The sequence below is a fragment of the Paenibacillus sp. GP183 genome (assembly GCF_900104695.1).
Classification (GTDB): Bacteria; Bacillota; Bacilli; order Paenibacillales; family NBRC-103111; genus Paenibacillus_AI.
Window position 1 is genome coordinate 398,755 of sequence record NZ_FNSW01000001.1, and the last position, 26,084, is coordinate 424,838.

Consider the following 26,084-nt stretch of genomic DNA (forward strand, 5'->3'; position numbering starts at 1 on the left):
ATATATTTTTAGGGGAGTTTCTTTTGAAGCCTATTAAAAGATCAAAACTAAGACTAACCTTAGGGACCCTATATTATAGATGTAAAAGATACATGGAATGGTATTTTGGGCAGACCAAATTCGCAAAGGAAATTCAGAATAAACCATTAGCCTTTACGACTTTTAAGCATCAGACCCCACTGCTTAGGCAATTAAAAGAAGTAGAGATGTGGCTTCAACAAAATAAGATTAAAAACCTCAAAATAGCTGCCCAAAAAATTGATGGAATCATAATTAATCCTGGTGAAACTTTCTCCTACTGGAAATTGATCGGTTGTCCTACCAGTAAGAAAGGATATGTGGAGGGCATGGTCCTATTTTACGGTGGATTTAAACACGGAGTAGGGGGTGGCTTGTGTCAATTATCCAATCTTATCTACTGGATGACTCTGCATACGCCTTTAGAAATTACGGAAAGGCATCGTCATAGTTATGATGTTTTTCCGGATTCCAATAGAAGTCAGCCCTTCGGCAGCGGCGCAACATGTGCCTATAATTATTTGGATTTAAGAATTTATAATCCAACTGAGCAACCTTATCAGCTTAATGTCTACCTAACGGATGACCATTTGGTTGGTGAATGGAAATCCACTCTTCAACCACAGTACAGCTATGAAATCTATGAAAAAGACCATAAAATTACACAGGAATATTGGGGCGGTTATTTAAGACATAATTTCATCTATAGGCGAGTGTTCAAAGAAAATAAGGAATTAGTGGATGACCATTATGTTACAGAAAATCATGCCTTAATGATGTATCAACCTTTTTTAGAATCAGGAGTGAGCTTATAGTTCCAATGACCATCTATAAAGCTGATAATTACGAATATATTTACAATGGTTTCAAAACAATTGACAAGGACGTCTTTCATTTCTGTCTATTAGCTTCAGAGGAGACATTACAAGAACGTTTGGCTGCACGTGGAGACACACCTGGAGGATGGACATATCAACAAATAAAGAAATGTGAGAATGCTTTAAAAGATAAAAAATTTGAAGAACAAATTATTACAGATACATTGGATACAAACGATGTTATCATTAAAATTTTATCTAAGATCACCCAAAACCCGTCTTACCAGGCAGACAACCCTCACCACCCAATCGGGCTTGACTAAAGTCCTTAAGGGTGGTGAGGGTCTTTAGATTTCTCAGGCCTTAATGTTCAACTAAGTTTCTTAAAGGAACGCTTTGTTCATTCTCCGGCTGGTCAAGCGGATAGATTCTTGCCATTTCATTCTGCTCGTCCACGTGTTGAATATACACAGACATGCCTTGGTAGGTCACATTAGTCATATTCGGTGAAGAAACGATCTCTTTCGCTCGTTGTGTATTCATGTTTAACGACCTCCATTCTTTTATGTAACAATATTTTATTATCACAAAAAAGTACTTTATTATTCTGTAGGCTTATATCGTAAAATACATAAAACCTTTTTAATAAATCTTCACCAATGATATGAATGTAAGGAGCACGAAACCTTTTTAGCCAAAATGATAATTGAATCCTTCCAAAGGTACGGAATCTTTTAGAAATATATAAGTCCTAACCTAATTTTTTGCTATAATCAAAAAAAGCAAGCTGGGAGGAAAACTATGAAAACAACTCTTGAACGTCTAAATCATTGGATTACCGAAGTACCGTCAAGAATGTATACTTTTTCAGAAACGGATCTTTCAGCTCGGCCGCAGCCTCAAAAATGGTCAAGGAAATAGATACTTGGACATTTGTGTGACTCTGCGCTCAACAATCTGCAACGATTTATTCGTGCGCAGTATGAGGATCAGCCTTATAAGGTAATTAAGTACGCTCAGAATCAATGGGTACAGCTTATGGGTTATCAGAACCTCCCAGTGGAACACATCGTGAGCTTATGGGTTAACTTGAATAGACAAGTTGCGGAGGTAATCGGAGTAATTCCTGAAGACAGATTACAGAACTCTTGCGATGTAGGTGAAGAACAGACTGTCACCTTAGAATGGATCATCAATGACTACGTCGATCATATGGAGCATCATATCAAGCAGCTTCGTATATTCGAAACCTCTTGATCGCAAAAAACGTCAAAGAAAAAGCCTTGATTTGATCGAGGCCACTGAAGAACTTGTAGCTTTTGGAGCAGCTAAGAGAAATTAATAAAAAGACGACCTTAATTCCCATTTTTAGGAATCAAGGTCGTCTTTTCATTAACTAAGCAGGCCCGCGTGCTTTGTTTCTTACTTCATCAGCTTCAATATTCGCTTCAGATTGACCGTGAATATGGCCATTGCGCCTTGAAGTTCCATGCCTAATAGACCCGAGGATATGGCCACATCATACCCGTGCCTGTGTTTGAGTTCGCTGTTCTTTGCCTCAATTTTGTAGCGTTCCTTCGCTTTTTCTTTGAAGTACACGCTTTCCTGGAATGCTTTTTGTTGGGTATGCTCGTCGGACTTAATGCTCACCGAGTACGTTTTGCTTTTCGCTCCATCCTTGTAGCACCCTTCCTTGAAAGGACAACTTTTGCATTGGTTTACATTAAAATAGTATGTATCAACTTGGTTTGCCCCAACACCCTTTTTGCCTTGCCGCGCTTTTCGAATGGCCATTTGACCGGCCTTGCACACATACATGCCTGCGTCTTTATTAAACTGAAATTCTTCTTCTTTTTTACGAGCGCCCTGTGTAATCTGCGGATTTAATTTAGCGACCAATTCAATATCGTTGTCGTCACTGTACTTAATGTTCTCTCTTTCCGAGTAGGCGGTATCTCCGATTACCGTTTGAACCTCCATGCCGGCTGCCTTACTTTTTTCAATCAGTGCCTGCAGTTGCTTTCCATCATTTTTTTCGCCTGTCGTGACGATGGCTGCCGTAATAATCCGTTCCTCGGTCATGGCAAGATGCGTTTTGTAGCCGAAGAATGAGGAATCCGCGGTCTTGTGGCCTACCCGCGCGTCCTGGTCTTCCGAGATTCGCAACTGCTCCAGATCATCTGCGACCGTTTCTTTGAGCAGATTGAGCGGTTCCTTTATCTTGGGCAGTGCGCAGACGCCACCTTCTGCTTCAATTACGTCGATGAGTTTCTGGCAATAAGCAATTTCATCCTCCAATATATCGCTCGTATTTTTCGACGGGAACTTGGTTTTCAAGGATTCATCGACCTTGTAGATGGCCTTTCTCAATTTCCGGGAACGGTCCTGCAGAATCTCTCGAGGAGACTTCTGATTGAAACGGGCTTTTGTATGCGTCGCATCGACGATAATCGCTTTGCTTTGGATAATGCCCTTTTCAATTGCGATTTCTACCGTTTTGTTAATCAGCATGTCGAGCAGGTTCAGGTCCTTTAGCCGTAGCTTTCGAAACTTCGTTAACGAACTGGAATCAATGACTGGCTCTTCCGGCGCCATGTGGAGAAAATACTTGAAGGACATGTCATACCTTGATCGCTCGACAATGTCAATGTCAGACAGCTCAAAGATCGCCTTCAAGAGCAAGTATTTAAACATTCGAATCGGGTCGATTGCATTTCGGCCGTTATCCATACTGTAACGTTCTTTCAACTCTTCATAAACAAAGGAGAAGTCAACCAGTTCGTTGATCTGACGCAACATATTATCCTCATGAATAATTAAGTTATAGAGTTCTATATAAGGACTTAAAGTCATTGATTGTTGTTGTTGAAGCATCGCATCCACCTACTTGGTTTTATGCTTTATATTATACAGAAAAAAGGCACAGCCTCCTCAGTAATTTGAGTAACTGTACCTTATAGCTTTTAAGAGGGACTTTTTCAGTGGCCTCGATTTGATCAAGGCTTTTTAACGTTTACTGTAACATTAAACGGCGATCGCTTGCGCGACCGCCACATGGGAGAGGAGAAACCGGACGAAGAGCTTATGGGGAAACGTAAGCCTTCTCCGCGGTTGTCTACGACATTCTCTGATGTCGATAATTCAATGATGTACATGTTAAGGAAATAATATACATTTGAATTGGCAACATTTTTTGTATTCCCGTTTTGGAATGTGGTACGATATGGTCAGAATTGATAGCGGAAGAAAGGGTATGCACGAGGGATGAGAGTCATTTCAGGAAGTGCAAGAGGCAGAACTTTGAAAGCGGTCCCCGGAATGACTACACGTCCGACAACGGACAAGGTGAAGGAAGCGGTATTCAGCATGATCGGGCCTTATTTCGAAGGCGGACTGGTGCTGGATTTATTTGCAGGGACCGGCGGTCTTGGGATTGAAGCGCTGAGCCGCGGCATGGATAAGGGCATTTTTATCGATATCGAGAAAAAAAGTGTGGGTACGGTGCAGCATAATGTGGCAGCAGCCGGATTTACAGATAAAGCCGAGATTTATCGCAACGATGCTGGACGTGCCTTAAAGCTGCTCAGTAAAAGAGGATTGCAGTTCGATCTGGTTTTTCTGGATCCGCCCTATAAGATGAAGGTCATTGCGGAATTGATCACCGGCATGGAAGAACAAGCGCTGCTCAAGCCAAATGCATGGATCATCGTCGAGCATGATGCAGAAGATGATCTCGCGGTCACGATTGGTGCTCTTCAATTGAAAAAAAGAGCGGAATACGGAGAGACCGCCATTACGATTTATGAGCGAGTGGAATAAAACTGGAAGACATTCTAAGGAGCTGAGCTTCATGAACAACTTAAAACATGGCATTACCGTAGCCGTCTATCCCGGCAGTTTTGATCCGGTTACGAATGGGCATCTGGACATCATTCACAGAGCGGCCAAGGTGTTCGACAAACTGATCGTAGCTGTATTGAACAACACATCCAAGAATCCACTATTCTCGCTGGAAGAACGCATGGAGCTCATCAAGAAAGTAACGAGGGACCTGCCTAATGTAGAGGTGGATGGGTTTCGGGATTTGCTGATCAATTATTTAAAATCCAAAAATGTTCGTTTGGTCGTCAGAGGGTTAAGAGCGGTTTCGGATTTTGAGTATGAATTGCAAATGGCGTCGACGAATCAGAAGCTGGACGAAAATGTCGAGACTTTTTTTATGACCTCTACGCCGAAATATTCGTATTTAAGCTCCAGCATCGTAAAGGAAATCGCCAGGTTCCACGGACCTGTAACGGATTTGGTTTCTCCCGAGGTGGAAGAGGCATTGAGACTAAAGTTTCCAAAAACAATCACTTAAATGAGACTATACGATTAGGCGCGCTTCCTAAAGCCCCAAACTATCGTTGATAGAAGCAGCATAATACCAAGTGCAAGCAACCATACAGCAAGGATTGGCAGCGAATATTGCCAAGCATGCCAACTAGAGCTATTGAATGGAGCATTCGATATAGAAGAACCCATGAAATCAATCGGCAAAAAGCTGGGTTCTACCTGATTTATCAAAAGCTGCAAGGGGTTCCACAAAATAAAGGTGAGCAGGAAAGCGATGGCTGCTTGCAAACATCTGGCTAGAAAAAAGGGGAAATAGCGAATGTCCGTTTGATGGATGAAGCCACCGACTTGGGCATGTGCGGATAAGCCGCCCCAGGCGAGCAGCGCACTGATCAAAGCCATTTGTCCAAGAAGCGGTACATCCTGCAGCTGTGCCAACGAATAAGTCCCCAGATGAATTTCGAACAAGCCGCTGAGCACATGTGAAACCAGCTCCGGACCCAGGTTCAAAGCCCCGAGAAATCCTGTCGTCAGCTGCTGAAGTGCAAAAATAAGCTGGTTATTTGTAAATACATTGATCATAACCGAGTAAATCATCATATAGCCGCCAATCATCATCAATGTTTGTACGGAGGTACTTACCGCATCACCCAGCAGCTTACCGAAGGCTCGTCCATCATGGAGATAAGCTTGCTGCATCGTATGCAGGCTTCGCCTCCATAATGAATGCTCGCTTTCCAAGCTTATTCTTGTGGGTTCATGGGAAGTATTATGTTTCCTGCTCATGAGCCATCCAGTGAGAATGGCAGACAGATAATGGACAACAGCTAACAAAAGGCCTAAACGCGCTTGATGTAAAAAGCCTACACCGACGACGCTGATTACAAACAGGGGACTGCATAAATGAGTAATGCTGACAAGCCGCTGGGCTTCTTGACGGGAGAGGAGCTCTTTTTCGCGCAAAGCTGCAGTAATTTTCGCACCTATAGGAAAACCTATGATCAAGCTTGAAGCCAGAGGCCAGCCGCTTGCCCCGGGAAGACGAAACAACAGCCGCATTAATGGCTCCATTATTGTACCTGCAGCTTGTACAGCGCCAAACCCGATCAGCAGCTCGGTAAGTATCAAAAAGGGCAGAAGCGCGGGAAAGACAAGCTCCCACCAAATGGTCAAGCCCTGCAAAGAGGACTGAAAAGCCGAATCGGGAAATAAGATGATGATAATCACAAGACAAATGGCCATGGATGAAAGCGCTAATGTCTTGGATCGGCTGAGAACAGCTGATTTTTCCCGAAGCTTCATATAAAGTCACCTCATTTGATTTTGCATTGTACATGCTAAAAGTGTACGCGGTCTTAGGAAGGATTAGACCTTCGGAAGGAGAACTTAAGTTCATGAGAGACGATGGAAAGAGAGACATCCGCGAATGGTCGAATGCGAATTACCGGCATCCCAGAACTGGTCGCACAAGACGTTTTTTATTATCCGTACTGATTGGCTTGGCCATTTTATATGCCATTTTTTTCATTCAATTGCCTTATTTCATTTTTATGCCAGGTACAGCCGAAGACATCAAGCCTATGGTCTCGGTAAGCAGAGGCGCCGATCCGGAAAAAGGCGCACTCATGCTCACAACGGTGAGGGTCAGCGATACCAATATCACCAATTATCTGCTTGCATTAATAAATCCTTATGAGGAGCTGCAGCCGAAGAGCAGCATTTTCCGCAAAGGAGAAACGGAGTCAGAATACTCCTCACGCCAGCAATATGTCATGATTACCTCACAAAGCAGCGCTATTGAAGCAGCCTACAAAAAAGCAGGAGTTCCTTATCATATTAACCATGAAGGCGTCAGAGTGCTTCAGCTTTTAGCCGGGATGCCGGGAGAGAAAGTACTGAAAGCAGGCGATACCCTGCTGAAAATTGATGTTAAACAGATACTGGCTTCCACCGATTTACTGGATTATATCAAAACGAAAAAAATAGGCGATTCTGTCACCATCACATTCAGCAGGGACAAGACGGAGCAATCTGCGACGCTCCAGCTGGCACAGCTGCCTCAGACGCCAGGGAGCAAGGAAGTGCCTCGCGCAGGACTGGGGATCGTTCCGGCCGATATGCAGTCAGTCAAGCCTGATCAAGCCGATAAGCAGGTTACGATTAAAGCCGGCGAAATTGGCGGACCTTCGGCTGGTTTGATGTTCTCGCTGGAGATCTTTAACCAGCTCGTTCCCGGGGATATTACCAAAGGTCACCGCATTGCGGGAACGGGTACGATAGATGCGAATGGCCTTGTCGGGGTTATCGGAGGCATTCAGCATAAAATTGTAGCCGCGGATAAAGCCGGAGCAGAGATCTTCTTTGCGCCCAAGGACATTAAGCCGAAGGATGGCTCGCCGATCCTTAATTACACGACGGCCGTCGAACGTGCTAAGCAAATTAATTCGAAAATGAAGATAGTTGAAGTAGAGACTATGGATGATGCGCTTCGTTATTTGGAGTCACTGCCTGCAAAATCTCCTTAAAGGCTGAAAAGTGGATGTAACGGTTTACGAACGAGAAACTCTGTTGTTGACAAATGGATTCAAAAATGGATATAATAATCTTTGTTTGTTTGGGGTGAAATGGATGCAGATTCATATGAAAGAACTTACTCAGCGCGGCTCTACTCAGAACTTTAACAAGGAATTGGCGCTGAATTTGGCCTTCGAGGGACGTCCGGATATACTGGATCATAGTCCGATACATGTCGATCTTCATGCAAGGTATGAAGCTGGGGCGGTTGAAGTCAAAGGAACGTTAACCGTAGATTTGGAGTTAAGTTGTTCGCGATGTTTAACTTCGTTCAAGCAGACGATTGAGCTGCCCTTCCGGGAGCTTTTCACTCAGAAGCCGGTGGAAGCAGAAGACGGGAATCCCGATGAGCTTCCTGAAGATATACACCTGGTAACTGAAGATAAGATCGATTTGGAACCGTACGTAGTTGAGAATGTGGTCATGGGTTTGCCTTACATACCACTTTGTGAAGAAGCGTGCAAAGGCCTGTGTCCCGAGTGTGGAGAAAACCTTAATCTTGGCTCTTGCGGCTGCAAGATAGAGAAGTTAGATCCAAGGCTTGCCGGACTCGCAGATTTTTTCAAGGAGTAGTTGAATTTCGCTGAAGGAGGTGGGGAATATGGCAGTACCTCAAAGAAGAACGTCCAAAACTCGTCGCGATAAGCGCCGTACTCACTTTAAATTAGAAGTTCCGGGCATGGTGAAATGTGAGCAATGCGGAGAACTCAAGCTTGCACACCACGTATGTAAATCATGCGGTTCTTACAAAGGAAGAGAAATCGTAAAAGCATAATGAATAAACAGCGCTTCGCGGAAGTGCTGTTTTTTTTTACTTTCTTTTTAGGGCAAAATTTTATATACTTACGTTTAGTATCTGGTAATAAGATGAGCTATAAATGTGATTCCACATGATAAGGTGGTGTCGGATATCGAACGCCTTCCTAAACGGGAGAGGCTGGATGAGCTACTGAAAGCTATTGAAGCCAATCCTTTTATGACCGATGAAGAACTGATGCGCCGCTTTCAGGTCAGCATTCAGACCGTTCGTCTCGATCGGCTGGAGCTGGGAATACCGGAGCTCAGAGAACGAATGAAACATATGGCCGTCCAAACGTACGATCAGGTACGTTCTCTCCCCATGGATGAAATTATTGGTGAAGTCATCGATCTCCAGCTGAACCAAAGCGGGATTTCGATGTTTGAAATTCGCGAGGAGCATGTTTTCTCAAGAACAAAGATTGCCAGGGGTCATCATGTATTCTCGCAGGCAAACTCACTGGCTGTTGCTGTTATCAATGATCCTATTGCTTTAACCGCTTCAGCGGATATTCGCTTTCTCCGACCCATCAAGCTGGGCGAGAAATGCATCGCCAAAGCTTATGTTCGCTCCATTTCTAAGGGAAAAGCCAAAGTGGAAGCTGTTACTTATGTAAGCGAAGAGATTGTATTTAGAGGAAATTTCGTCATCTTTCACTCCAAAAAGGAACAGCACGCAGAGGGAGGCAGCGCACATGCGGATAGCGATTGATGCAATGGGCGGAGATCACGCGCCAAAGGTAGTGGTGGAAGGCGCACTCGAAGCGGCGAGAGAATGGAAAGATGTTGAAATTATTTTGGTTGGAGATGCTGCAGCCATAGAGGTTTATCTGTCGAATAGGCCTGATAATATCAAAATTGTGCATGCAGCAGAAGTCATTGAACCGGATGATGAGCCTGTAAAAGCGGTGCGCCGCAAAAAAGATGCATCCATGGTGGTTGCTGGAAGGCTGGTGCATGAGAAGCAAGCCGACGCGATGATCTCTGCCGGCAATACGGGAGCACTCATGACAACGGGGCTGCTCATTGTTGGCCGAATTAACGGGATTGAACGCCCCGCACTGGCTCCCATGATCCCCACTATGGATGGTAACGGCGTGCTTTGTTTGGATATGGGCGCAAATATGGACGCTACAGCCGAGCAATTATCCCAATATGCCATTATGGGCAGCATTTATCGCACGAAGGTGGACGGCATCGCAAAACCGAGGGTTGGTTTGCTGAATGTAGGTACAGAAGCGATGAAGGGCAACGAATTGACGAAAGCCGCTTATCCGCTGCTGGAGCAAGCACCTATTCATTTTATAGGAAATGTAGAATCTCGTGAAATTCTTCGTGCCAAGTGCGATGTCATCGTCTGCGACGGTTTTGCCGGCAATATTATGCTGAAATCCATAGAAGGCGCAGCATCGGCTATTTTTTCCGCTTTGCGAGAGGAATTTACAAGTTCTGTGCTGAATAAGCTTGCTGCCGCGATATTAAGACCGGGAATCACCAAATTTCGTAAAAAAATGGATTATAACGAGACTGGCGCCGGTCCGCTGCTTGGCATTGATGGATTAGTGCTTAAAAGTCACGGCTCCTCCAATGCTACTGCCATTAAGAATGCAGTACGCCAAGCCCGAATTGCTATACAAAACGATCTGGTTGGCGCGATTTCAATGGAAATTAATGACGGGAAATGAGTGGAATATATGAAATTAATACCAGTAGGCGTGCTGGGAGCAGGAAAATATGTGCCTGATCGCATATTAACGAATAAAGAATTGGAAACGATGGTCGACACGAACGACGAATGGATCGTATCCCGTACGGGAATCAAGGAAAGAAGAATCGCCGCGGACCATCAAGCGACTTCCGATCTTTGTTTGGAGGCGGCTCAAATTGCTCTGACTAACGCGGGCATCACCGCCGACCAGTTGGATCTGATCATTGTGGCCACAGTAACACCGGACATGCCATTCCCTTCAACGGCTTGTATTTTGCAGGAAAAAATGGGCGCGAAAAAAGCAGCAGCTTTTGACTTATCCGCGGCATGCTCAGGCTTTATATATGGCTTGGCCAATGCTTCGAATTTCATTGCAACGGGCACTTATCAATATGCATTGGTTATTGGAGCGGATTGCCTCTCGAGAATTACAGATTATACGGACCGCAACACCTGTATTTTATTCGGTGACGGCGCAGGAGCGGTCGTTATTGGCGCCGTACCTGAAGGTCGAGGCTTCCGTTCCTTCGAGCTTGGAGCGGATGGTACCGGGGGGCCGCTGCTCAAGCTGGAAGGCGGGGGATCGCGCAATCCTGCGTCACCGGCAACCTTGGACAGCAGGCTGCATTATATCTACATGGCTGGAGCCGAGGTATTCAAGTTTGCCGTTCGCATCATGGGCAACGCGGCGGATGAAGCGCTCCGTAAGGCGGGGATGGAGAAAGAGGATATCGATCTTTTGATTCCGCATCAAGCTAATATCCGCATTATCCAATCCTCTTTAAGCAAGCTTCATCTGAATGAAGACAAATGCATGATCAATCTCGACAAATACGGCAATATGTCGGCTGCTTCCATTCCGGTTGCCCTAGCCGAAGCTGCAGAGCAAGGAAGAGTGAAGGAAGGCGACAAGCTCGTTCTTGTTGGCTTCGGCGGCGGCTTGACCTGGGGCGCATCTGTTTTGGTTTGGTAATGGATTAGATTGATGAAGGAGAATCGCTTTAATATGGGGAAAATTGCTTTTGTATTTCCAGGACAAGGCTCGCAGACGGTAGGGATGGGTCGCGACCTGTATGAAGCGCATGCAGGGGCAAAAGCCATCTACGACCGCGCCGATGAGGCACTCGGATACAAGCTGTCGAGCCTGATCTTCGAGGGTCCGGATCAGGAGCTGAAGATCACGTACCACACCCAGCCTGCCCTGCTGACAACAAGCATCGCTTGTCTGGAAGCGTTCAAGGCTGCTGGCCTCGCCCCCGACTATGTCGCCGGACATAGTCTCGGCGAATACAGCGCACACGTCGCAGCCGGCGTGCTTGGCTTCGAAGACGCGGTCCGCACCGTGCGGGCCCGCGGCGAGTTCATGGAGCAGGCCGTTCCCGGCGGCCTGGGCGCTATGGCGGCCGTGCTGGGAGCCGAGCGCGAAGCGCTGGCGGAGCTGTGCACGGCCGTGAGCCGTGAGGTTGGCGTGGTGGAGCTCGCCAACGTGAACTGCCCGGGACAGATTGTCGTCTCGGGCAGTAAAGAAGGCGTAGCCGCGATCGCAGAGCGCGGCAGGGACGCCGGCGCGAAGCGCGTCATCCCGCTCGAGGTGAGCGGGCCGTTTCACTCTTCGCTCATGAAGCCGGCGTCCGAGCGCCTCGCCGAGGTGCTCGCGGCGGTGCCGATGAGCGAAGCGGCCGTGCCCGTTGTGGCCAACGTCACGGCGCGGCCGGTGTCTCAGCCTGCGGACATTCGCAGGCTGCTGGCGGAGCAGGTATACTCCCCCGTGTTATGGGAGGATACCGTGGCTTGGCTGATCGGCCAAGGCGTCGATACCTTTATCGAGCTTGGTTCCGGCTCCGTGCTCGCCGGCCTGATCAAGAAAGTGGATCGCAGCGTGCGCGCAGTATCCATAGGGAGTCTGGAAGCACTCGATACGTTTATGGAGGACAAACATGCTTAACGGTAAAGTTGCACTCGTAACAGGAGCATCCCGAGGGATTGGCCGGGCTATTGCCTTGCATTTGGCACAGTCCGGAGCTGATGTGGTGGTTAATTATGCGGGAAGCGAAAACGCGGCTGCAGAGGTTGTTGCGCAGATTGAAGCGCTAGGCCGTAAAGCGGTCAAATTTCAGGCCGATGTCAGCAGCATGCAGGAAGCCGATGATTTGGTGAAGAAGACGATTGAGGTTTTTGGGAAAATTGATATTCTGGTGAATAATGCCGGGATAACAAGAGACAATTTAATCATGCGCATGAAGGAAGAAGAATTCGATCAAGTGATCTCGACGAATTTGAAGGGCGTGTTTAACTGTATCAAAGCGGTGACCCGTCCGATGATGAAACAGCGCAGCGGTCGAATTATCAATATTTCTTCGGTTGTCGGGGTTCTGGGTAATCCGGGCCAAGCGAATTATGTGGCCGCTAAGGCCGGCGTGATCGGGTTGACCAAAGCTACGGCCAGAGAGCTCGCTTCCCGCGGCATTACGGTCAATGCGGTGGCCCCGGGCTTCATCGAAACCGATATGACCGACAAGTTAGCGGATGAGCTGCGCGAGAACATGCTGAAGTCAATTCCGCTGGAGCGTTTGGGCCAGCCGGAAGAAATTGCCAAGGTGGTTCGATTCTTGTGTACGGATGACTCTTCCTACATGACAGGCCAGACCTTGCATGTAGATGGCGGAATGTATATGTGACCATTGTTCGAGCCTTGAAATTTGCACACTGGAAATCTGTCCAAGATTCTCGTATAATACCAAAGAGGAGGTGAACCGGATGTCCGACGTTATTGATCGTGTGAAAAACATAGTTGTCGATCGTCTAGGGGTTGAAGAGTCTGAAGTCACTCTCGAAGCATCTTTCAAAGATGATTTAGGTGCTGATTCTCTCGATGTAGTAGAATTAGTGATGGAGCTTGAAGATGAATTTGATTTGGAAATTTCCGACGAAGATGCTGAGAAGATTACTACAGTAGGAGAAGTTGTGAAATACATACAATCTCATACGTAACGATCTGATGAGTCCCGTTCTTGGTTCAAGGCGGGACTTCTCTCCATTTTCACAAAAAATGATCATGATGCTTTTCATATAGAGGTGGTTTAACGTGAACAGAGTCGTAATTACAGGTTTAGGGGTAGTCACTTCCGTAGGCCAAGATGTAGAGAGCTTCTGGACTAATATTACCGCTGGTAAATCCGGTGTCGGCATGATTGAGAACTTCGATGTGTCCGAATACCCCACTCGCATTGCTGCAGAAATTAAAGATTTTAACTTAGATAAGTATGTCGACAAGAAAGAAGCGCGCCGCATGGATCGTTTCGTACAATTTGCGGTGGCGGCCTGCCTGGATGCTTTGAAGGATGCCAATTTAAATGTAAAAGAAGATACGGATCCCGAGCGTGTTGGAGTTTCTGTAGGTTCGGGAATTGGCGGTCTTGGCACCTGGGAAGAACAGCACAAAATTCTTCTCGAAAAAGGCCCGAAGCGTGTAAGCCCATTCTTTATTCCCATGATGATTGCCAATATGGGTTCCGGACAGATCTCCATGATCACCGGTGCCAAAGGACCCAACACGACAACCGTTACGGCTTGTGCGACAGGCACGCATTCGATTGGAGATTCCTATAAAATGATCATGCGCGGCGATGCGGATGTGATGATCTGCGGCGGAGCGGAAGCTACGATTTCGCCAACGGGTGTAGCAGGTTTCTGCGCACTGCGCGCGATGTCCACCCGTAACGATGAACCAACAAAAGCAAGCCGTCCTTTTGATATAGATCGCGACGGTTTCGTAATGGGTGAAGGTGCCGGTGTTCTAATTTTGGAATCCTTGGAGCACGCACAAAAGCGTGGAGCACAGATCTACGCGGAAGTCATCGGGTATGGGATGAGCGGCGACGCTTTCCATATGACGGATCCAGATCCGGATGGAGCCGCCCGGTGTATGACAAAGGCCATCAAGGACGCGAGGATTTCGCCTGAAGAAGTTAATTATGTGAACGCTCATGGAACTTCTACGTCGGTTGGTGATCGATCCGAGACAATTGCTCTTAAAAAAGCATTCGGAGATCATGCGTATAGGTTAGCTGTCAGCTCCACCAAATCGATGACCGGTCATTTGCTTGGCGCCGCAGGCGGGGTGGAAGCCGTAATATGCGGACTAACCATCAAGCATGGCTTGATTCCGCCGACGATCAATTTGGATAACCCGGATCCCGAGTGTGATCTGGATTATGTGCCGAATGCAGCCCGTAAATCCGATGTTCATATCGCGATGTCGAACTCTTTTGGTTTTGGCGGACACAATGCCACGATTATTTTAAAGAAATTTCAAGCATAATTCGCTTTCCTAAGAAGAAAGATAACCGAATGTCATTCTTTCAGGTGGTGATAAATGCCAATGAATCGGGATCTTAAAGCGCTGCAACGCGCCATAGGCATTTCTTTTCAAAATCCGGAGCTGCTGAAGCAGGCTTTTACCCATTCGTCATATGTCAACGAACATCGAATTTCCGGTCCCAAGGACAATGAAAGATTGGAATTTCTCGGTGACGCCGTGCTGGAGCTGACGGTTTCCGAATTTTTATTTTTTACATATCCAGGCCGCATGGAAGGCGAATTAACCAAGCTCAGAGCATCCATCGTTTGCGAGCCTTCGCTTGTCGTTTTTGCTGAAAAACTGGACTTCGGGGCTTATGTGCTTTTAGGCAAAGGGGAAGAGCTGACGGGCGGACGTTCTCGTCCGGCGCTGCTCGCGGATGTGTTCGAAGCCTTTATAGGAGCATTGTACCTGGATCAGGGTCTCGAAATCGCAAAAAATTTCTTGAAGCGTTATGTGTTCACGCAAATTTCCATAGAGGGCAAGCTGCTTGTGATTGATTACAAAACTCAGCTGCAGGAGCATACGCAGCAGCATAATCTGGGAATCATAGAATACCGGATTGTGGATGAGCGGGGTCCAGCGCATGATCGGGAGTTTATTTCCGAGGTGTACATGGGGGATCAATTACTGGGCAATGGGATCGGCCGTTCCAAAAAAGAAGCTGAGCAGCAGGCCGCTTCCAAAGCTCTTGCCAAGCTGAATGTGACTTTACAGCAATAGTGCATATGAATCCAGGAAGGGCAGCCGCGGCTGCTCTTTTTTTGATTTTATTACTCTTATTTTGCAGGAGGATTATGGTACAATAGGCTTTGAGGTGAGAGCATGTTTTTGAAACGGATTGAATTATCCGGCTTTAAATCATTCGCAGATCGGACCGAGCTCGAATTTGTTCAGGGTATTACGGCGGTGGTCGGTCCTAATGGAAGCGGTAAAAGCAATATATCTGACGGGATTCGCTGGGTTCTGGGGGAGCAAAGCGCAAAGTCGCTGCGCGGCGGCAAGATGGAGGATGTTATATTTGCCGGGAGCGACGCTAGAAAGGCGGTGAACTATGGTGAGGTATCGTTGACGCTGGACAATACCTCGCAGTCATTGCCGCTTGATTTTAACGAGGTCACGGTGACGAGAAGGGTGCACCGCAGCGGGGACAGCGAATACTTGATCAACAAGCAGCCCTGCAGGCTGAAGGATATTACGGAATTGTTCATGGATACGGGGATCGGGAAGGAAGCTTATTCGATCATTGGACAAGGCCGGATTGAGGAAATACTGAGTACGAAATCGGAAGATCGCCGGGGTATATTTGAAGAAGCCTCAGGGATTGTCAAATATAAATCACGTAAGCGCGAAGCGGAGAAGAAGCTGAATGACACGGAGCAAAATCTGCTTCGCATTCACGATCTGGTTTCCGAGCTGGAGGATCAGATTGAGCCCCTGAAGGATCAATCCGAGAAAGCCATCCGCTACAAAGTACTCAGGGAGCAGCTCAAGAGCAGTGAAATCTCGATGTACGTGCATCAGATCGACCAGATCTATGTGACTTGGACCGAGTCCAAACAGAAGCTGGAGAAGCTGGAAAAGGAACAGACCGAGCTGGCGACGATCGTCAATCAGCATGATGCCCATTTGGAAAAGCATCGCTGGGAAACCCGCAGACTCGAGGAGGAGCTGGAGAAGCTCCAGGATGCATTGCTTGTACTCAGTGAGGAGTTCGAGAAGTGCGAAGGGCAAGGAGAGGTGCTGAAGGAACGCAAAAAGAATTTTGAAACCAACCGGCAGCAGCTGACCCAGACGATCTTCATTCAAGAGCAGCGCAGAACGGATAAAGAAACGGAATTAGCCCAGCAGCGGGATAAAATCGTGCAAATCGGTGCTCAGCTTTACGAGTTTCAGGCCAAGCTGGCCGCAGAGGAAGAGCGTTTGCTCGGTGTGAACGGCGGGACGAGCTCTGCGGCGGAAGACGGACTTAAATCCGAGCTTTTGGAAATTCTCAACCGGATGGCGCAGTCACGGAACGAAATCCGCTACTCCGAGCAGCAGATGGAGAGCTTGAGCCGCAGGCTGGAAAGGCTTGAGGAGGAGCGCCAAAAGTGGACGGACCAGCAGGACAAAATTGCGATCCGCAAGCAGGAGCTCTCGGCGAAGCTGGAAGAAACCGTTAGCGAGATCAATGAGATTCGCGATCGTTACGCTCAGCTGACGCAGAGTCTGAAATCGAACCAAAGCTTGCTCGACGAGGCCCAGGGCATGGTCCGCAAGTGGGAGCAAAAGCTGGACGCCCTTACTTCGCGCCGTGATACGATGAAAGAAATGGCTGACGACTATGACGGCTTTATGCATGGGGTCAAGGAAGTGCTCAAAGCAAAGAAGCGCAGCGACCTTCGCGGGATACGCGGAGCCATAGCGGAGCTTGTTAAAGTGCCGGCCGAGGTGGAAATCGCCATCGAGACAGCGCTTGGCGGAGCTTTGCAGAATGTCGTTGTGGAAACCGAGGCGGATGGGCGCGAGGCGATTGCCTTCTTGAAAAAAAGACAGCTCGGCAGAGCCACGTTCCTGCCAATGAATGTCATCAAAGGGCGTTCCATCTCGGATGGTGAACGCGCTGCCTTGCAGTCAGCCAAAGGCTTTGTCGGCATGGCCGTTGATCTGATTCAATTCGAATCCGCGTATCAAGCCATTTTCTCCAGCTTGCTGGGCAATGTGATCATAGCCGAGAAGCTGGAGGATGCGAATCATATCGCAGCCAAAGGGCAGTACCGCTACCGCGTTGTAACGCTGGAAGGCGATGTCGTGAATCCCGGCGGATCGATGACGGGCGGAAGCTTGCAAAAGAAAACGACAAGCCTGCTCGGCCGACAGCGGCAAATTGAAGAGCTTGTGCAGGAAATCAAGGCATCGGAAGCTAAATTAAGTGTACTTAAAGATAAAGCCAGCCAAATGAAACGCGACATCGCCGAGGAAATGCACAGCGTGGAGAAGCTGCGGCAAGAAAGCGAGCAAAAGCGGATTGAAGAGCAGCAGCTTCGTGCTGAATTGAATCCCTTGGAGGCTGAAAGCCGTACAGTAGAAGAGCAGCTCTCCATGGACAGTCAAGACTTGGAGAGTCTGCTTCAGGAGCGGGAAGATTTCACGAAGAAGAAGCAGGAGGCCGAGCAGACGCTGGAGCTGCTTTTACAGGAGGAAGCTTCGCTTCAGCAAGCGATTCGAGACGCAGAAATTTCGCGTAAAGCGAGCGAATCCGCCAAGGAGGAGCTGCAATCGCAGCTCACGGATCTCAAGGTCAATGCGGCATCCATTTCTCAGGAGAAGCAATCCTTGCAGGATCAGCAGCGCCGTCTTCAGCAGGATCTGGAGGATGTGGACCGGGAGTTGTCCGGCAATCGCACACTGCTTGAGCAGCTTGAGCAGGATATGCAGGCCCTGCAGCAAGAGAGCACACAGCAAATCGAGCAGCTTAACGATCTCAAGCTGAGGAAGCAGCAATGTTCGGAGGAGATTGATTTTAAACGTGCCGAGCGAGCCGAATGGCTGCAGAAGCTGGAATTGGAAGAAAACGAAACAAGGACACAGCGAGTTCAGCTTAAGCAGGTGGAAGAACAGCTGCATCAAACGGAAGTGCGTGTGACCAGATTTGATGTGGAGCTGGAAAACCTGCTCAAAAAGCTGTCCGAAGAATACGAGTTAAGCTATGAGCTTGCCAAGGAACGCTATCCTGTTCCTGAAGATGTACTAGGTACACAAAGCCGTGTGCGTGATCTGAAAAGAGAGGTTGCTTCTCTCGGCGATGTGAATCTGGGGGCAATTGAGGAATATGCCCGTGTATCGGAACGGTTTGATTTCCTCAGCGAGCAAAAAAATGACTTGATTGAAGCGAAAACCACATTGTATCAAGTCATCCGCGAAATGGATGTGGAGATGTCCAAACGCTTCAAGACGACCTTCGATGCGATTCGCTCGCATTTTGGCATCGTTTTCGCCAAATTGTTCGGAGGCGGACGCGCGGACCTGATTTTATCGGAGCCGGACAGCTTGCTCGATACAGGCATTGAAATCGTCGCTCAGCCTCCGGGCAAAAAGCTGCAAAACCTCCAGCTGCTTTCAGGCGGAGAACGTGCGCTCACGGCGATTGCCCTGCTTTTCTCGATTATCCGCGTCAAGCCTGTACCTTTCTGTGTTCTGGATGAGGTAGAGGCAGCGCTGGATGAGGCAAACGTGTCTCGCTTTGCAGAGTATTTAAGAGAGTTTTCCGAAACCACTCAGTTTATTGTAGTCACCCATCGCAAAGGCACTATGGAAGAAGCCGATGTGTTATATGGAGTGACGATGGAAGAGGGCGGCGTGTCCAAGCTCGTTTCCGTGAAGCTCGAAGACGAAGATGCGGCCGTGTCTGCATAAACTAGAGATAAAGACAGGATAAGAGGGATGAAGCGATGAGTTTTTTTAAACGGTTAAAAGAGAGCATCTCGGGTAAAGCCGAAGCGGTGACGAGCAAGTTCAAGGAAGGCTTGTCGAAGACCAGAGATGCCTTCGTGGATCGAGTGGACGATTTGTTCAGCCGCCGAAAGAAGATCGATGAAGACTTTTATGAAGAATTGGAAGAGATATTAATCGGAGCCGACGTTGGCGTGGGTACGGTGCTGAAGCTGATCGATGACCTTCGAGCCGAAGTGAAAAAGCGCAAAATTGAGAATCCTGGTGAGCTGCAGCCGATATTATCGGAAAAGCTGATTGGTTTGCTCAAAGGAGATACGGACGCGGGCCTTCGAACAGCCAAAGAAGGGCTGACCGTGATGCTGTTCGTAGGCGTGAATGGAGTCGGAAAGACGACGACGATTGGCAAAATGGCCCATATGCTGAAGTCACAAGGTAAAAAAGTGCTGATGGCTGCAGGTGATACCTTTCGTGCAGGAGCTATAGAGCAGCTTGAAACATGGGGTCAGCGCGTTGGGGTGGATGTCATCAAGCAGCAATCGGGAGCCGATCCTGCTGCGGTTATGTTCGATGCATTGCAAGCGGCCAAAACTCGCGGCACCGACATTCTGCTGTGTGATACGGCCGGACGATTGCAAAATAAAGTCAACCTCATGGAAGAACTGAATAAGATTTATCGTGTGATTCAGCGAGAGGTTCCGGATGCTCCCCATGAAGTGCTGCTAGTGCTTGATGCGACTACAGGACAAAATGCGCTCAGTCAAGCCAAGCTTTTCAGCGATAAAACAGGACTTACCGGCTTGGTCTTGACGAAGCTGGATGGAACAGCCAAGGGTGGAATTGTCGTAGCCATTCGCCAGGAGCTTTCCCTGCCTGTGAAATTCGTTGGATTGGGCGAGAAGATGGATGACTTGCAGGCCTTTGATTCCGAACAATTTGTGCATGCTTTGTTTGGCCAATGGATCGCTGATGAGAAGGAAGAAATTGAAAGCTAGTGACAAGGTAAACACCTTGACATCTCCAGCTCTATTCAGTATGATGAGTTATGTTGTAATGCTGTCAAGCATTTGACCTTTACGGAGGTGAGCTCGTATGTCGGAAGATCAGGTGCTGGAGAAAACGAATCGCATCAATCTGCTGATTGATTTCTATGAGCCGCTTTTAACCGAGAAGCAGGGTATGTTCTTGAAGCTGTATGTTCATGATGACTTTTCGCTCGGCGAGATTGCCGAGAACTTCAACATCAGCCGCCAAGCCGTATATGAGCACATTAAACGCGCTGAGCAGACTCTTCAGGATTATGAAGAGAAGCTGCAGCTGTTGAACAAGCATGAACAAAGAATCAAGCTGCGAGATGAGCTGGAATCCATGCTGCTTTCTTGCGAGCCTGAACTGAAGCAGCAATTGAACATTTTATTCGATAACATGATCCATATGGATTGATCCATAAGTCAGCCGACATTGAAAGAGGGTGAATCGCATGGCATTTGAAGGATTGGCCAGCCGGCTGCAGAACGTTTTCGGCAAGCTGAGAGGCAAAGGAAAGCTGACGGAAGAAGATGTGAATGAAGCGCTCCGTGAGGTGCGGCTCGCCCTGCTGGAAGCGGATGTGAACTTTAAGGTCGTTAAAGAATTCATCGCGAAGGTCAAGGAACAGGCCATCGGCCAAGAAGTGATGAAGAGCTTCACACCGGGCATGATCGTGGTCGACATCGTGAATAAAGAATTGACGGCGCTGATGGGCGGCAGCCAAAGCAAGCTTGCGAGATCCAATCGGCCACCGACTGTGATAATGATGGCAGGTCTTCAAGGAGCAGGCAAAACTACGACCTCCGGTAAGCTTGCCAAGCTGCTGCTCAAGCAGAACCATCGTCCGCTGCTCGTTGCAGGCGACATTTATCGTCCCGCTGCCATCAAGCAGCTTCAAGTGTTAGGAGAACAATTGAAGGTTCCCGTATTTTCGCTGGGCGATCAAGTGAGCCCTGTTGAGATAGCGAGGCAAGCTGTACAGCATGCGAAGGACAACGGAAACGATTATGTCATCATCGATACTGCAGGCCGGCTTCATATCGACGAGAGCCTTATGGGCGAGCTGAAGAACGTTCGGGCGGAAGTGAATCCCGATGAAATTCTGCTGGTCGTCGATGCGATGACCGGACAGGATGCCGTCAATGTCGCCGAAAGCTTTAACCAGCAGCTGGAGCTGACGGGTGTCATTCTTACCAAGCTGGACGGAGATACTCGAGGCGGTGCCGCGCTTTCCGTCAAGGCTGTTACAGGCTGCCCGATCAAGTTCGCAGCATCGGGCGAGAAGATGGATGCGCTCGAGCCTTTCTTCCCGGACCGCATGGCTTCACGGATTCTCGGCATGGGTGATATGCTCTCATTGATCGAGAAGGCTCAAGCGGGTATCGATGTCGAGAAGGCGAAAGAGATGGAGCGCAAAATGCGCAACAACGAATTCACCTTCGAGGATTTCCTGGTGCAGATGGAGCAGGTCAAGAAGATGGGTCCATTGGATCAAATCCTCGACATGCTTCCGGGGGCGAACAAGATGAAGGGTCTCAAGGATGTCAAAGTCGATGAAAAGCAGATGGGACGAGTGGAAGCCATCGTCAAGTCCATGACCAAGCAAGAGAAGCAAAAACCGGAGCTCCTCAATGCCAATCGCCGCAAGCGGATCGCACTGGGCAGCGGAAACTCGATTCAAGAGGTCAACCGTTTCATCAAACAGTTCGAGGATATGCGTAAAATGATGAAGCAGTTCTCGGGGATGATGGGCAATAAAGGCGGCAAAAATGCAATGAAAAAGCTTGGCAAGGGAATGAAATTTCCTTTTTAATCATAGGTAAATTAAGCTGCATCGAAGCGTTTATTCTAAATAGGAGGTGATTTATATGGCAGTACGTATTCGTCTTAAGCGTATGGGTGCTCACAAAGCCCCTTTCTACCGTGTGGTGGTATCGGATTCCCGTTCCCCGCGTGACGGACGTTTTATCGAAGAAATCGGCACTTATAACCCGATTGCAAAACCGGCGGCTGTAACTCTTGATGAAGAGAAAGCTCTGAAATGGCTTCAAACTGGAGCTCAACCTTCCGATACCGTTCGCAGTCTGTTTAGCAAAGCAGGTTTGATGACTAAATTTCACGAGCTGAGACAACAGAAGTAATCCGTTTCTTCGGAGGTGGTTTTGATGAAGGATTTGATCACCGTTATCGCAAAAGCTCTCGTCGATCATCCAGAAGAAGTACGTGTGAATGTTGTGGAGAAGGACGACCGCATTGAATACCGGCTTTCCGTACATCCTGAGGATGTCGGGAAAGTCATCGGCAAGCAGGGTAGAATTGCCAAGTCGCTTCGCACCGTAATCACGTCGGCAGCCGTGAAGGAAACCAAACGTGTTACTGTAGAAATCGTATCATAAGGGGAAGGGTTAGGAGAGTTGTTCCTAACCTTTTTCTTGTTCCACATCAGAAGCGGGAGGAAAAGATGGATGACGGACAAGCTTTATACAATTGGCAAAATTGTCAATACACACGGTATACGCGGTGAGATGAAAATCGTGCCGGAAACCGATTTTCCGGAGCGTTTTGATCCGGGCAGCGAGCTGGTCATTGTGGATGCGCAGCAAAAGCAAACGCCGGTGAAGATTGAATCTTCCCGCTTGCACAAAAATATGTACATAGTGAAACTTGAAAAGTATGACAATATCAATGATGTGGAAAAATACAAGGGATCCTTGCTGAAAATAGAAGCCAAATATCAAGAGCCATTGGAAGAGGGCGAATATTATTACCACGAAATTATCGGCTGCAAGGTTATAACTGAAGAAGGGCGAGAGCTCGGCTTGATCAGCGAAATTTTGACCCCGGGCGCAAATGATGTGTGGGTGGTGACTCTTCCCAAAAACAAACAGCTTCTTCTCCCTGTAATTGATGAGGTTATACTTGAAGTGGATGTGCAGGCGAAAATAGTGCGGATTCATCTGATGGAAGGACTGCTGGAGGAATGAGAATCGATGTTCTGACGATCTTTCCGGAAATGTTTGACGGTGTGTTTTCTTCCAGTATTCTTGGGAAAGCTCGCGACAAAGGAATCGTACAGCTGAATACGGTTAATTTTCGCGATTACTCGGGCAATAAGCACAATACGGTAGATGATTACCCGTATGGCGGTGGAGGCGGTATGGTCTTAAAGGCCGAGCCTATTTTTGCCGCTGTAGAAGATCTGATTTTACCGGAATCCAAGATTAAGCCCAGGATTATTCTCATGTGTCCGCAGGGAGAAACCTATACGCAGAAGAAGGCGGAAGAGCTGTCTGCCGAGGAGCACCTTGTTTTGATATGCGGCCACTATGAAGGCTACGATGAGCGGATTCGCCGCTATCTGGTGACCGATGAGCTGTCGATCGGTGATTATGTGTTAACAGGGGGCGAGCTCCCCGCCATGTCCGTGATTGACAGTGTGGTGAGACTGCTGCCGGGAGTGCTGGGCAATGAGCAATCTGCGGTGACGGATTCGTTCAGCACAGGGCTGCTTGAATATCCGCATTATACGAGGCCGGCGAAGTTCCGCGATTGGGAAGTGCCAGAGGTATTGATTTCCGGGCATCATGTGAACGTAGAGAAATGGAGAAGAAAAGAGTCTCTGCTGCGTACCTTGGAGCGCCGTCCGGATCTTCTCGAAGGCCGTGAACTTAGTAAGGAAGAACTGGGCTGGGTGGCCGCCTGGCAAGCGGAGAAGAGGGATAAGAGCATTGAAAAATAGATCAAACTTTATGAAACTTTACATTAGAAATGCGATATCTTATAATCAGTTTGAATGAAATGAGATTTGAAATTTCTCATGTAGTTGTAAATACCCTATTGCTATGGTAGAATATATTCTGTTGTGGATTTTTTAATGTTTGAGTTCGGTGGTCCTCTACGCAGACATCCAGATAAGCTTCATGCAGAGCGGAATGAACACCTGAGTGGAAGGAGGGAGTCAACTATGAATCTGATTTATGAGATTACAAAAGAACAGCTCCGTACGGATATTCCTAAATTCCGTCCTGGAGATACACTGAAAGTTAACGTGAAGGTTATCGAGGGAACTCGTGAGCGGATCCAGTTGTTCGAGGGTGTTGTCATTAAACGCCAAGGCGGCGGTATCAGCGAAACATTTACGGTTCGTAAAATTTCTTACGGTGTTGGTGTAGAGAGAACGTTTCCTGTTCATTCTCCAAAAATCGATAAGATTGAAGTGGCTCGCCGTGGTAAAGTTCGTCGTGCGAAACTTTATTATCTACGCGGTCTTCGCGGAAAAGCAGCAAGAATTCAAGAAATTCGATAACACAAACGGGGAGGCTTGTTCAGCAAGTCTCCTTTTCCTATCTATCGCGCCTATATTTTTTTCACCCTAACTGGAAAAGAGGCATAATGTCATGGAATCAAGAGATCCAGATCAATCCTACATAGATGGTGCAGAAGCCGGAACGGGGAAAACACCTTCCAAAACAGCCAAGAACGAAACCTGGGAATGGATCAAAGCCCTCGCGATCGCCGGCGTCCTGGTTTTTGTCATTCGTTACTTTGTATTCGCTCCCTTTATTGTTGAAGGTCCGTCGATGGAGCCGAATTTTTATACGAACGAGCGTCTGATCGTCAACAAGATTCTCTATGATATCCGTCCGCCGAAACGCGGAGAAGTCGTTGTTTTTCATGCCCCTGAAGGCAAGGATTACATCAAGAGGGTTATTGCGCTCCCTGGCGAGACGGTAAAGGTTGAAGGGGACAATGTATATATCAATGGGCAATTGATGGAACAAACCTTCTTGAAGGCAGCCCTTGATAAAGCGGCCAAGGAAGGAAGGCCTTGGAATACTCTGGCAAATTACAAGGAAACCAAAGTACCGGAGGGTACGATTTTTGCCATGGGGGATAACAGATCCAACAGCAAAGACAGCCGTGATCCAACGGTCGGCTTTGTACCTTATAAGGAAATTGTCGGTCGTGCAGATTTGATTTTCTGGCCAGTAAACAAAATGGGTCTGGTGCACTTTAAATGACCATTCACTGGTTTCCCGGTCATATGACGAGGGCAAGAAGGCAGATCGAGGACAAGCTCAAGTTAATTGATGTTGTGATCGAGCTTCTGGATGCCCGCATCCCGCTTTCCAGCCGTAATCCGATGATTGATGAGATTTTAAAAGGAAAGCCAAGAATGGTGCTGCTCAATAAGCACGATTTGGCAGATCCGCAGGTCACTGCCGAGTGGGTCCGTTATTTCGCCGATCTGGGGCTCAAAGCACAGCCCATTGATGCTGCTGCCGGGACCTATGTGAAGGAAATTATTCCGCGGGCCAAAGAGCTGTTTGCCGACAAAATTGCTGCTCAAATTCGTAAAGGGATCAATCCGAGAGCGATTCGCGGCTTAATCGTCGGCATTCCCAATGTGGGCAAATCCACATTAATCAATCAAATGGCTGGCCGCAAAATCGCAGCTACCGGCGATAAACCCGGAGTGACCAAAGGGCAGCAATGGATCAAGGCAGGGCCGGAGCTCGATTTGCTGGATACCCCGGGAATTTTATGGCCCAAATTCGAGGATCAAACTGTTGGTCTACGTCTGGCGGCAACAGGTGCGATCAAGGAAGAGCTGCTGAATCTCGATGAAATTGCCTTATTCGCGATGAAATACATCATCCGCCACTACAGTCAGGCCTTACAAGAACGTTATGGCATTGAGGAGCTGCCTTCGGACTTGGATGATCCAAATGAGGTCGTCAAAGTCATGGAAGCCATCGGCCGCAAACGAGGTGCCGTTGTAAGTGGAGGCCGTATCGATTTGGACAAAGCTTCACTGATTATATTACGTGAGCTTCGCTCCGGTAAGCTGGGTCGTATCAGCCTTGAGAGACCGGAAGAGGTTTAGCTGGATAGAAATTCGCCTTTTCATAGGAGCTGCTTTTCTGCTTTTTAGCGGAAGGCGGCTTTTTTAGTTGTGCCAAAAGATTCTATAAATCTAGCATGTACAAGTGGATGAATCAGGGTGAAT

Annotated in this window: 30 protein-coding genes; 27 read left to right on the forward strand and 3 right to left on the reverse strand. The window is 47.8% G+C overall.

Annotated features, from left to right (window positions below; genetic code table 11):
• Nucleotides 1–23: 23 nt before the first annotated feature.
• Nucleotides 24–833 carry a VanW family protein gene (locus tag BLV33_RS01960; protein ID WP_253186938.1) on the forward strand — a complete coding sequence of 270 codons (810 nt, stop codon included), beginning with the start codon at nucleotides 24–26 and terminating at the stop codon, nucleotides 831–833.
• Nucleotides 834–838: 5 nt separating this feature from the next.
• The gene (locus BLV33_RS01965) at nucleotides 839–1,159 is read left to right on the forward strand and encodes a hypothetical protein (RefSeq protein WP_090787701.1); all 321 of its coding nucleotides are present in this window, start codon (nucleotides 839–841) and stop codon (nucleotides 1,157–1,159) included.
• A 40-nt stretch (nucleotides 1,160–1,199) separates the two neighbouring features.
• On the opposite strand, the gene BLV33_RS01970 is transcribed toward BLV33_RS01965, so the two are convergent.
• On the reverse strand, nucleotides 1,200–1,379 hold the full coding sequence (locus BLV33_RS01970; protein WP_090787704.1) for a small acid-soluble spore protein H: 180 nt from the start codon (nucleotides 1,377–1,379) through the stop codon (nucleotides 1,200–1,202).
• 528 nt (nucleotides 1,380–1,907) lie between these two features.
• Here BLV33_RS01970 and BLV33_RS29780 point away from each other — a divergent pair.
• On the forward strand, nucleotides 1,908–2,093 hold the full coding sequence (locus tag BLV33_RS29780) for a hypothetical protein (protein WP_253186939.1): 186 nt from the start codon (nucleotides 1,908–1,910) through the stop codon (nucleotides 2,091–2,093).
• Between the two features lie 165 nt (nucleotides 2,094–2,258).
• Here BLV33_RS29780 and BLV33_RS01980 read toward each other — a convergent pair whose 3' ends face one another.
• Entirely contained in the window at nucleotides 2,259–3,710 is a 1,452-nt protein-coding gene (locus BLV33_RS01980; protein ID WP_090787707.1) for an IS1182 family transposase, read from the reverse strand.
• Between the two features lie 390 nt (nucleotides 3,711–4,100).
• Here BLV33_RS01980 and rsmD point away from each other — a divergent pair, with 390 nt between their 5' ends.
• A complete protein-coding gene (gene rsmD / locus BLV33_RS01985) occupies nucleotides 4,101–4,655 on the forward strand; it encodes a 16S rRNA (guanine(966)-N(2))-methyltransferase RsmD (protein ID WP_090787710.1) in 555 nt (184 codons plus the stop codon).
• Nucleotides 4,656–4,686: 31 nt separating this feature from the next.
• Nucleotides 4,687–5,196 carry a pantetheine-phosphate adenylyltransferase gene (gene coaD, locus BLV33_RS01990; protein WP_090787713.1) on the forward strand — a complete coding sequence of 170 codons (510 nt, stop codon included), beginning with the start codon at nucleotides 4,687–4,689 and terminating at the stop codon, nucleotides 5,194–5,196.
• A 14-nt stretch (nucleotides 5,197–5,210) separates the two neighbouring features.
• Here coaD and BLV33_RS01995 read toward each other — a convergent pair whose 3' ends face one another.
• Nucleotides 5,211–6,473 carry a nucleoside recognition domain-containing protein gene (locus BLV33_RS01995; RefSeq protein ID WP_090787716.1) on the reverse strand — a complete coding sequence of 421 codons (1,263 nt, stop codon included), beginning with the start codon at nucleotides 6,471–6,473 and terminating at the stop codon, nucleotides 5,211–5,213.
• 92 nt (nucleotides 6,474–6,565) lie between these two features.
• Here BLV33_RS01995 and BLV33_RS02000 point away from each other — a divergent pair, with 92 nt between their 5' ends.
• From BLV33_RS02000 to ylqF, 22 genes are all read left to right on the forward strand, one after another.
• On the forward strand, nucleotides 6,566–7,696 hold the full coding sequence (locus tag BLV33_RS02000) for a SepM family pheromone-processing serine protease (RefSeq protein WP_090787718.1): 1,131 nt from the start codon (nucleotides 6,566–6,568) through the stop codon (nucleotides 7,694–7,696).
• A 115-nt stretch (nucleotides 7,697–7,811) separates the two neighbouring features.
• Nucleotides 7,812–8,318 (forward strand): YceD family protein, encoded by a 507-nt coding sequence (locus BLV33_RS02005; RefSeq protein WP_253186940.1) that lies wholly within the window; start codon nucleotides 7,812–7,814, stop codon nucleotides 8,316–8,318.
• 28 nt (nucleotides 8,319–8,346) lie between these two features.
• Entirely contained in the window at nucleotides 8,347–8,520 is a 174-nt protein-coding gene (rpmF, locus tag BLV33_RS02010; protein ID WP_090787724.1) for a 50S ribosomal protein L32, read from the forward strand.
• A 99-nt stretch (nucleotides 8,521–8,619) separates the two neighbouring features.
• Complete coding sequence (fapR, locus tag BLV33_RS02015) at nucleotides 8,620–9,255, forward strand: transcription factor FapR (RefSeq protein ID WP_253187193.1); 636 nt, start codon at nucleotides 8,620–8,622, stop codon at nucleotides 9,253–9,255.
• Entirely contained in the window at nucleotides 9,239–10,228 is a 990-nt protein-coding gene (plsX, locus tag BLV33_RS02020) for a phosphate acyltransferase PlsX (RefSeq protein WP_090787727.1), read from the forward strand. Before fapR ends, plsX begins: the two co-directional genes overlap by 17 nt.
• Before the next feature lie 9 nt (nucleotides 10,229–10,237).
• Complete coding sequence (locus tag BLV33_RS02025) at nucleotides 10,238–11,224, forward strand: beta-ketoacyl-ACP synthase III (protein ID WP_090787730.1); 987 nt, start codon at nucleotides 10,238–10,240, stop codon at nucleotides 11,222–11,224.
• Nucleotides 11,225–11,257: 33 nt separating this feature from the next.
• Nucleotides 11,258–12,196: an ACP S-malonyltransferase gene (gene fabD, locus BLV33_RS02030; RefSeq protein ID WP_090787733.1), complete on the forward strand. Its 939-nt coding sequence runs from the start codon at nucleotides 11,258–11,260 to the stop codon at nucleotides 12,194–12,196.
• Nucleotides 12,189–12,929 (forward strand): 3-oxoacyl-[acyl-carrier-protein] reductase, encoded by a 741-nt coding sequence (gene fabG / locus BLV33_RS02035; protein ID WP_090787735.1) that lies wholly within the window; start codon nucleotides 12,189–12,191, stop codon nucleotides 12,927–12,929. Before fabD ends, fabG begins: the two co-directional genes overlap by 8 nt.
• 79 nt (nucleotides 12,930–13,008) lie before the next feature.
• On the forward strand, nucleotides 13,009–13,242 hold the full coding sequence (locus BLV33_RS02040; RefSeq protein ID WP_090787738.1) for an acyl carrier protein: 234 nt from the start codon (nucleotides 13,009–13,011) through the stop codon (nucleotides 13,240–13,242).
• A 94-nt stretch (nucleotides 13,243–13,336) separates the two neighbouring features.
• Nucleotides 13,337–14,572, forward strand: a complete 1,236-nt coding sequence (gene fabF, locus BLV33_RS02045) for a beta-ketoacyl-ACP synthase II (protein ID WP_090787741.1) — start codon at nucleotides 13,337–13,339, stop codon at nucleotides 14,570–14,572.
• A gap of 60 nt (nucleotides 14,573–14,632) precedes the next feature.
• Nucleotides 14,633–15,334, forward strand: coding sequence for a ribonuclease III (rnc, locus tag BLV33_RS02050; protein WP_090798599.1), 702 nt, complete (start codon nucleotides 14,633–14,635; stop codon nucleotides 15,332–15,334).
• A gap of 102 nt (nucleotides 15,335–15,436) precedes the next feature.
• The gene (smc, locus tag BLV33_RS02055) at nucleotides 15,437–19,009 is read left to right on the forward strand and encodes a chromosome segregation protein SMC (RefSeq protein WP_090787744.1); all 3,573 of its coding nucleotides are present in this window, start codon (nucleotides 15,437–15,439) and stop codon (nucleotides 19,007–19,009) included.
• 35 nt (nucleotides 19,010–19,044) lie between these two features.
• The gene (ftsY, locus tag BLV33_RS02060; RefSeq protein ID WP_090787748.1) at nucleotides 19,045–20,040 is read left to right on the forward strand and encodes a signal recognition particle-docking protein FtsY; all 996 of its coding nucleotides are present in this window, start codon (nucleotides 19,045–19,047) and stop codon (nucleotides 20,038–20,040) included.
• 97 nt (nucleotides 20,041–20,137) lie between these two features.
• A complete protein-coding gene (gene ylxM / locus BLV33_RS02065) occupies nucleotides 20,138–20,488 on the forward strand; it encodes a YlxM family DNA-binding protein (RefSeq protein WP_090787751.1) in 351 nt (116 codons plus the stop codon).
• Between the two features lie 37 nt (nucleotides 20,489–20,525).
• Nucleotides 20,526–21,887, forward strand: coding sequence for a signal recognition particle protein (gene ffh, locus BLV33_RS02070; RefSeq protein ID WP_090787754.1), 1,362 nt, complete (start codon nucleotides 20,526–20,528; stop codon nucleotides 21,885–21,887).
• A 55-nt stretch (nucleotides 21,888–21,942) separates the two neighbouring features.
• Nucleotides 21,943–22,215: a 30S ribosomal protein S16 gene (gene rpsP / locus BLV33_RS02075; RefSeq protein WP_090787756.1), complete on the forward strand. Its 273-nt coding sequence runs from the start codon at nucleotides 21,943–21,945 to the stop codon at nucleotides 22,213–22,215.
• 24 nt (nucleotides 22,216–22,239) lie between these two features.
• On the forward strand, nucleotides 22,240–22,470 hold the full coding sequence (locus tag BLV33_RS02080) for a KH domain-containing protein (protein WP_090787759.1): 231 nt from the start codon (nucleotides 22,240–22,242) through the stop codon (nucleotides 22,468–22,470).
• A gap of 69 nt (nucleotides 22,471–22,539) precedes the next feature.
• Nucleotides 22,540–23,058 (forward strand): ribosome maturation factor RimM, encoded by a 519-nt coding sequence (gene rimM / locus BLV33_RS02085; protein ID WP_090787762.1) that lies wholly within the window; start codon nucleotides 22,540–22,542, stop codon nucleotides 23,056–23,058.
• Nucleotides 23,055–23,813 (forward strand): tRNA (guanosine(37)-N1)-methyltransferase TrmD, encoded by a 759-nt coding sequence (gene trmD / locus BLV33_RS02090; protein ID WP_090787765.1) that lies wholly within the window; start codon nucleotides 23,055–23,057, stop codon nucleotides 23,811–23,813. Before rimM ends, trmD begins: the two co-directional genes overlap by 4 nt.
• A gap of 225 nt (nucleotides 23,814–24,038) precedes the next feature.
• Nucleotides 24,039–24,380 (forward strand): 50S ribosomal protein L19, encoded by a 342-nt coding sequence (gene rplS, locus BLV33_RS02095; protein ID WP_090787768.1) that lies wholly within the window; start codon nucleotides 24,039–24,041, stop codon nucleotides 24,378–24,380.
• A 91-nt stretch (nucleotides 24,381–24,471) separates the two neighbouring features.
• Entirely contained in the window at nucleotides 24,472–25,095 is a 624-nt protein-coding gene (gene lepB, locus BLV33_RS02100) for a signal peptidase I (RefSeq protein ID WP_090787771.1), read from the forward strand.
• Nucleotides 25,092–25,961, forward strand: a complete 870-nt coding sequence (ylqF, locus tag BLV33_RS02105; protein WP_090787774.1) for a ribosome biogenesis GTPase YlqF — start codon at nucleotides 25,092–25,094, stop codon at nucleotides 25,959–25,961. The genes lepB and ylqF overlap by 4 nt, the downstream gene beginning before the upstream one ends.
• Nucleotides 25,962–26,084 lie beyond the last annotated feature (123 nt).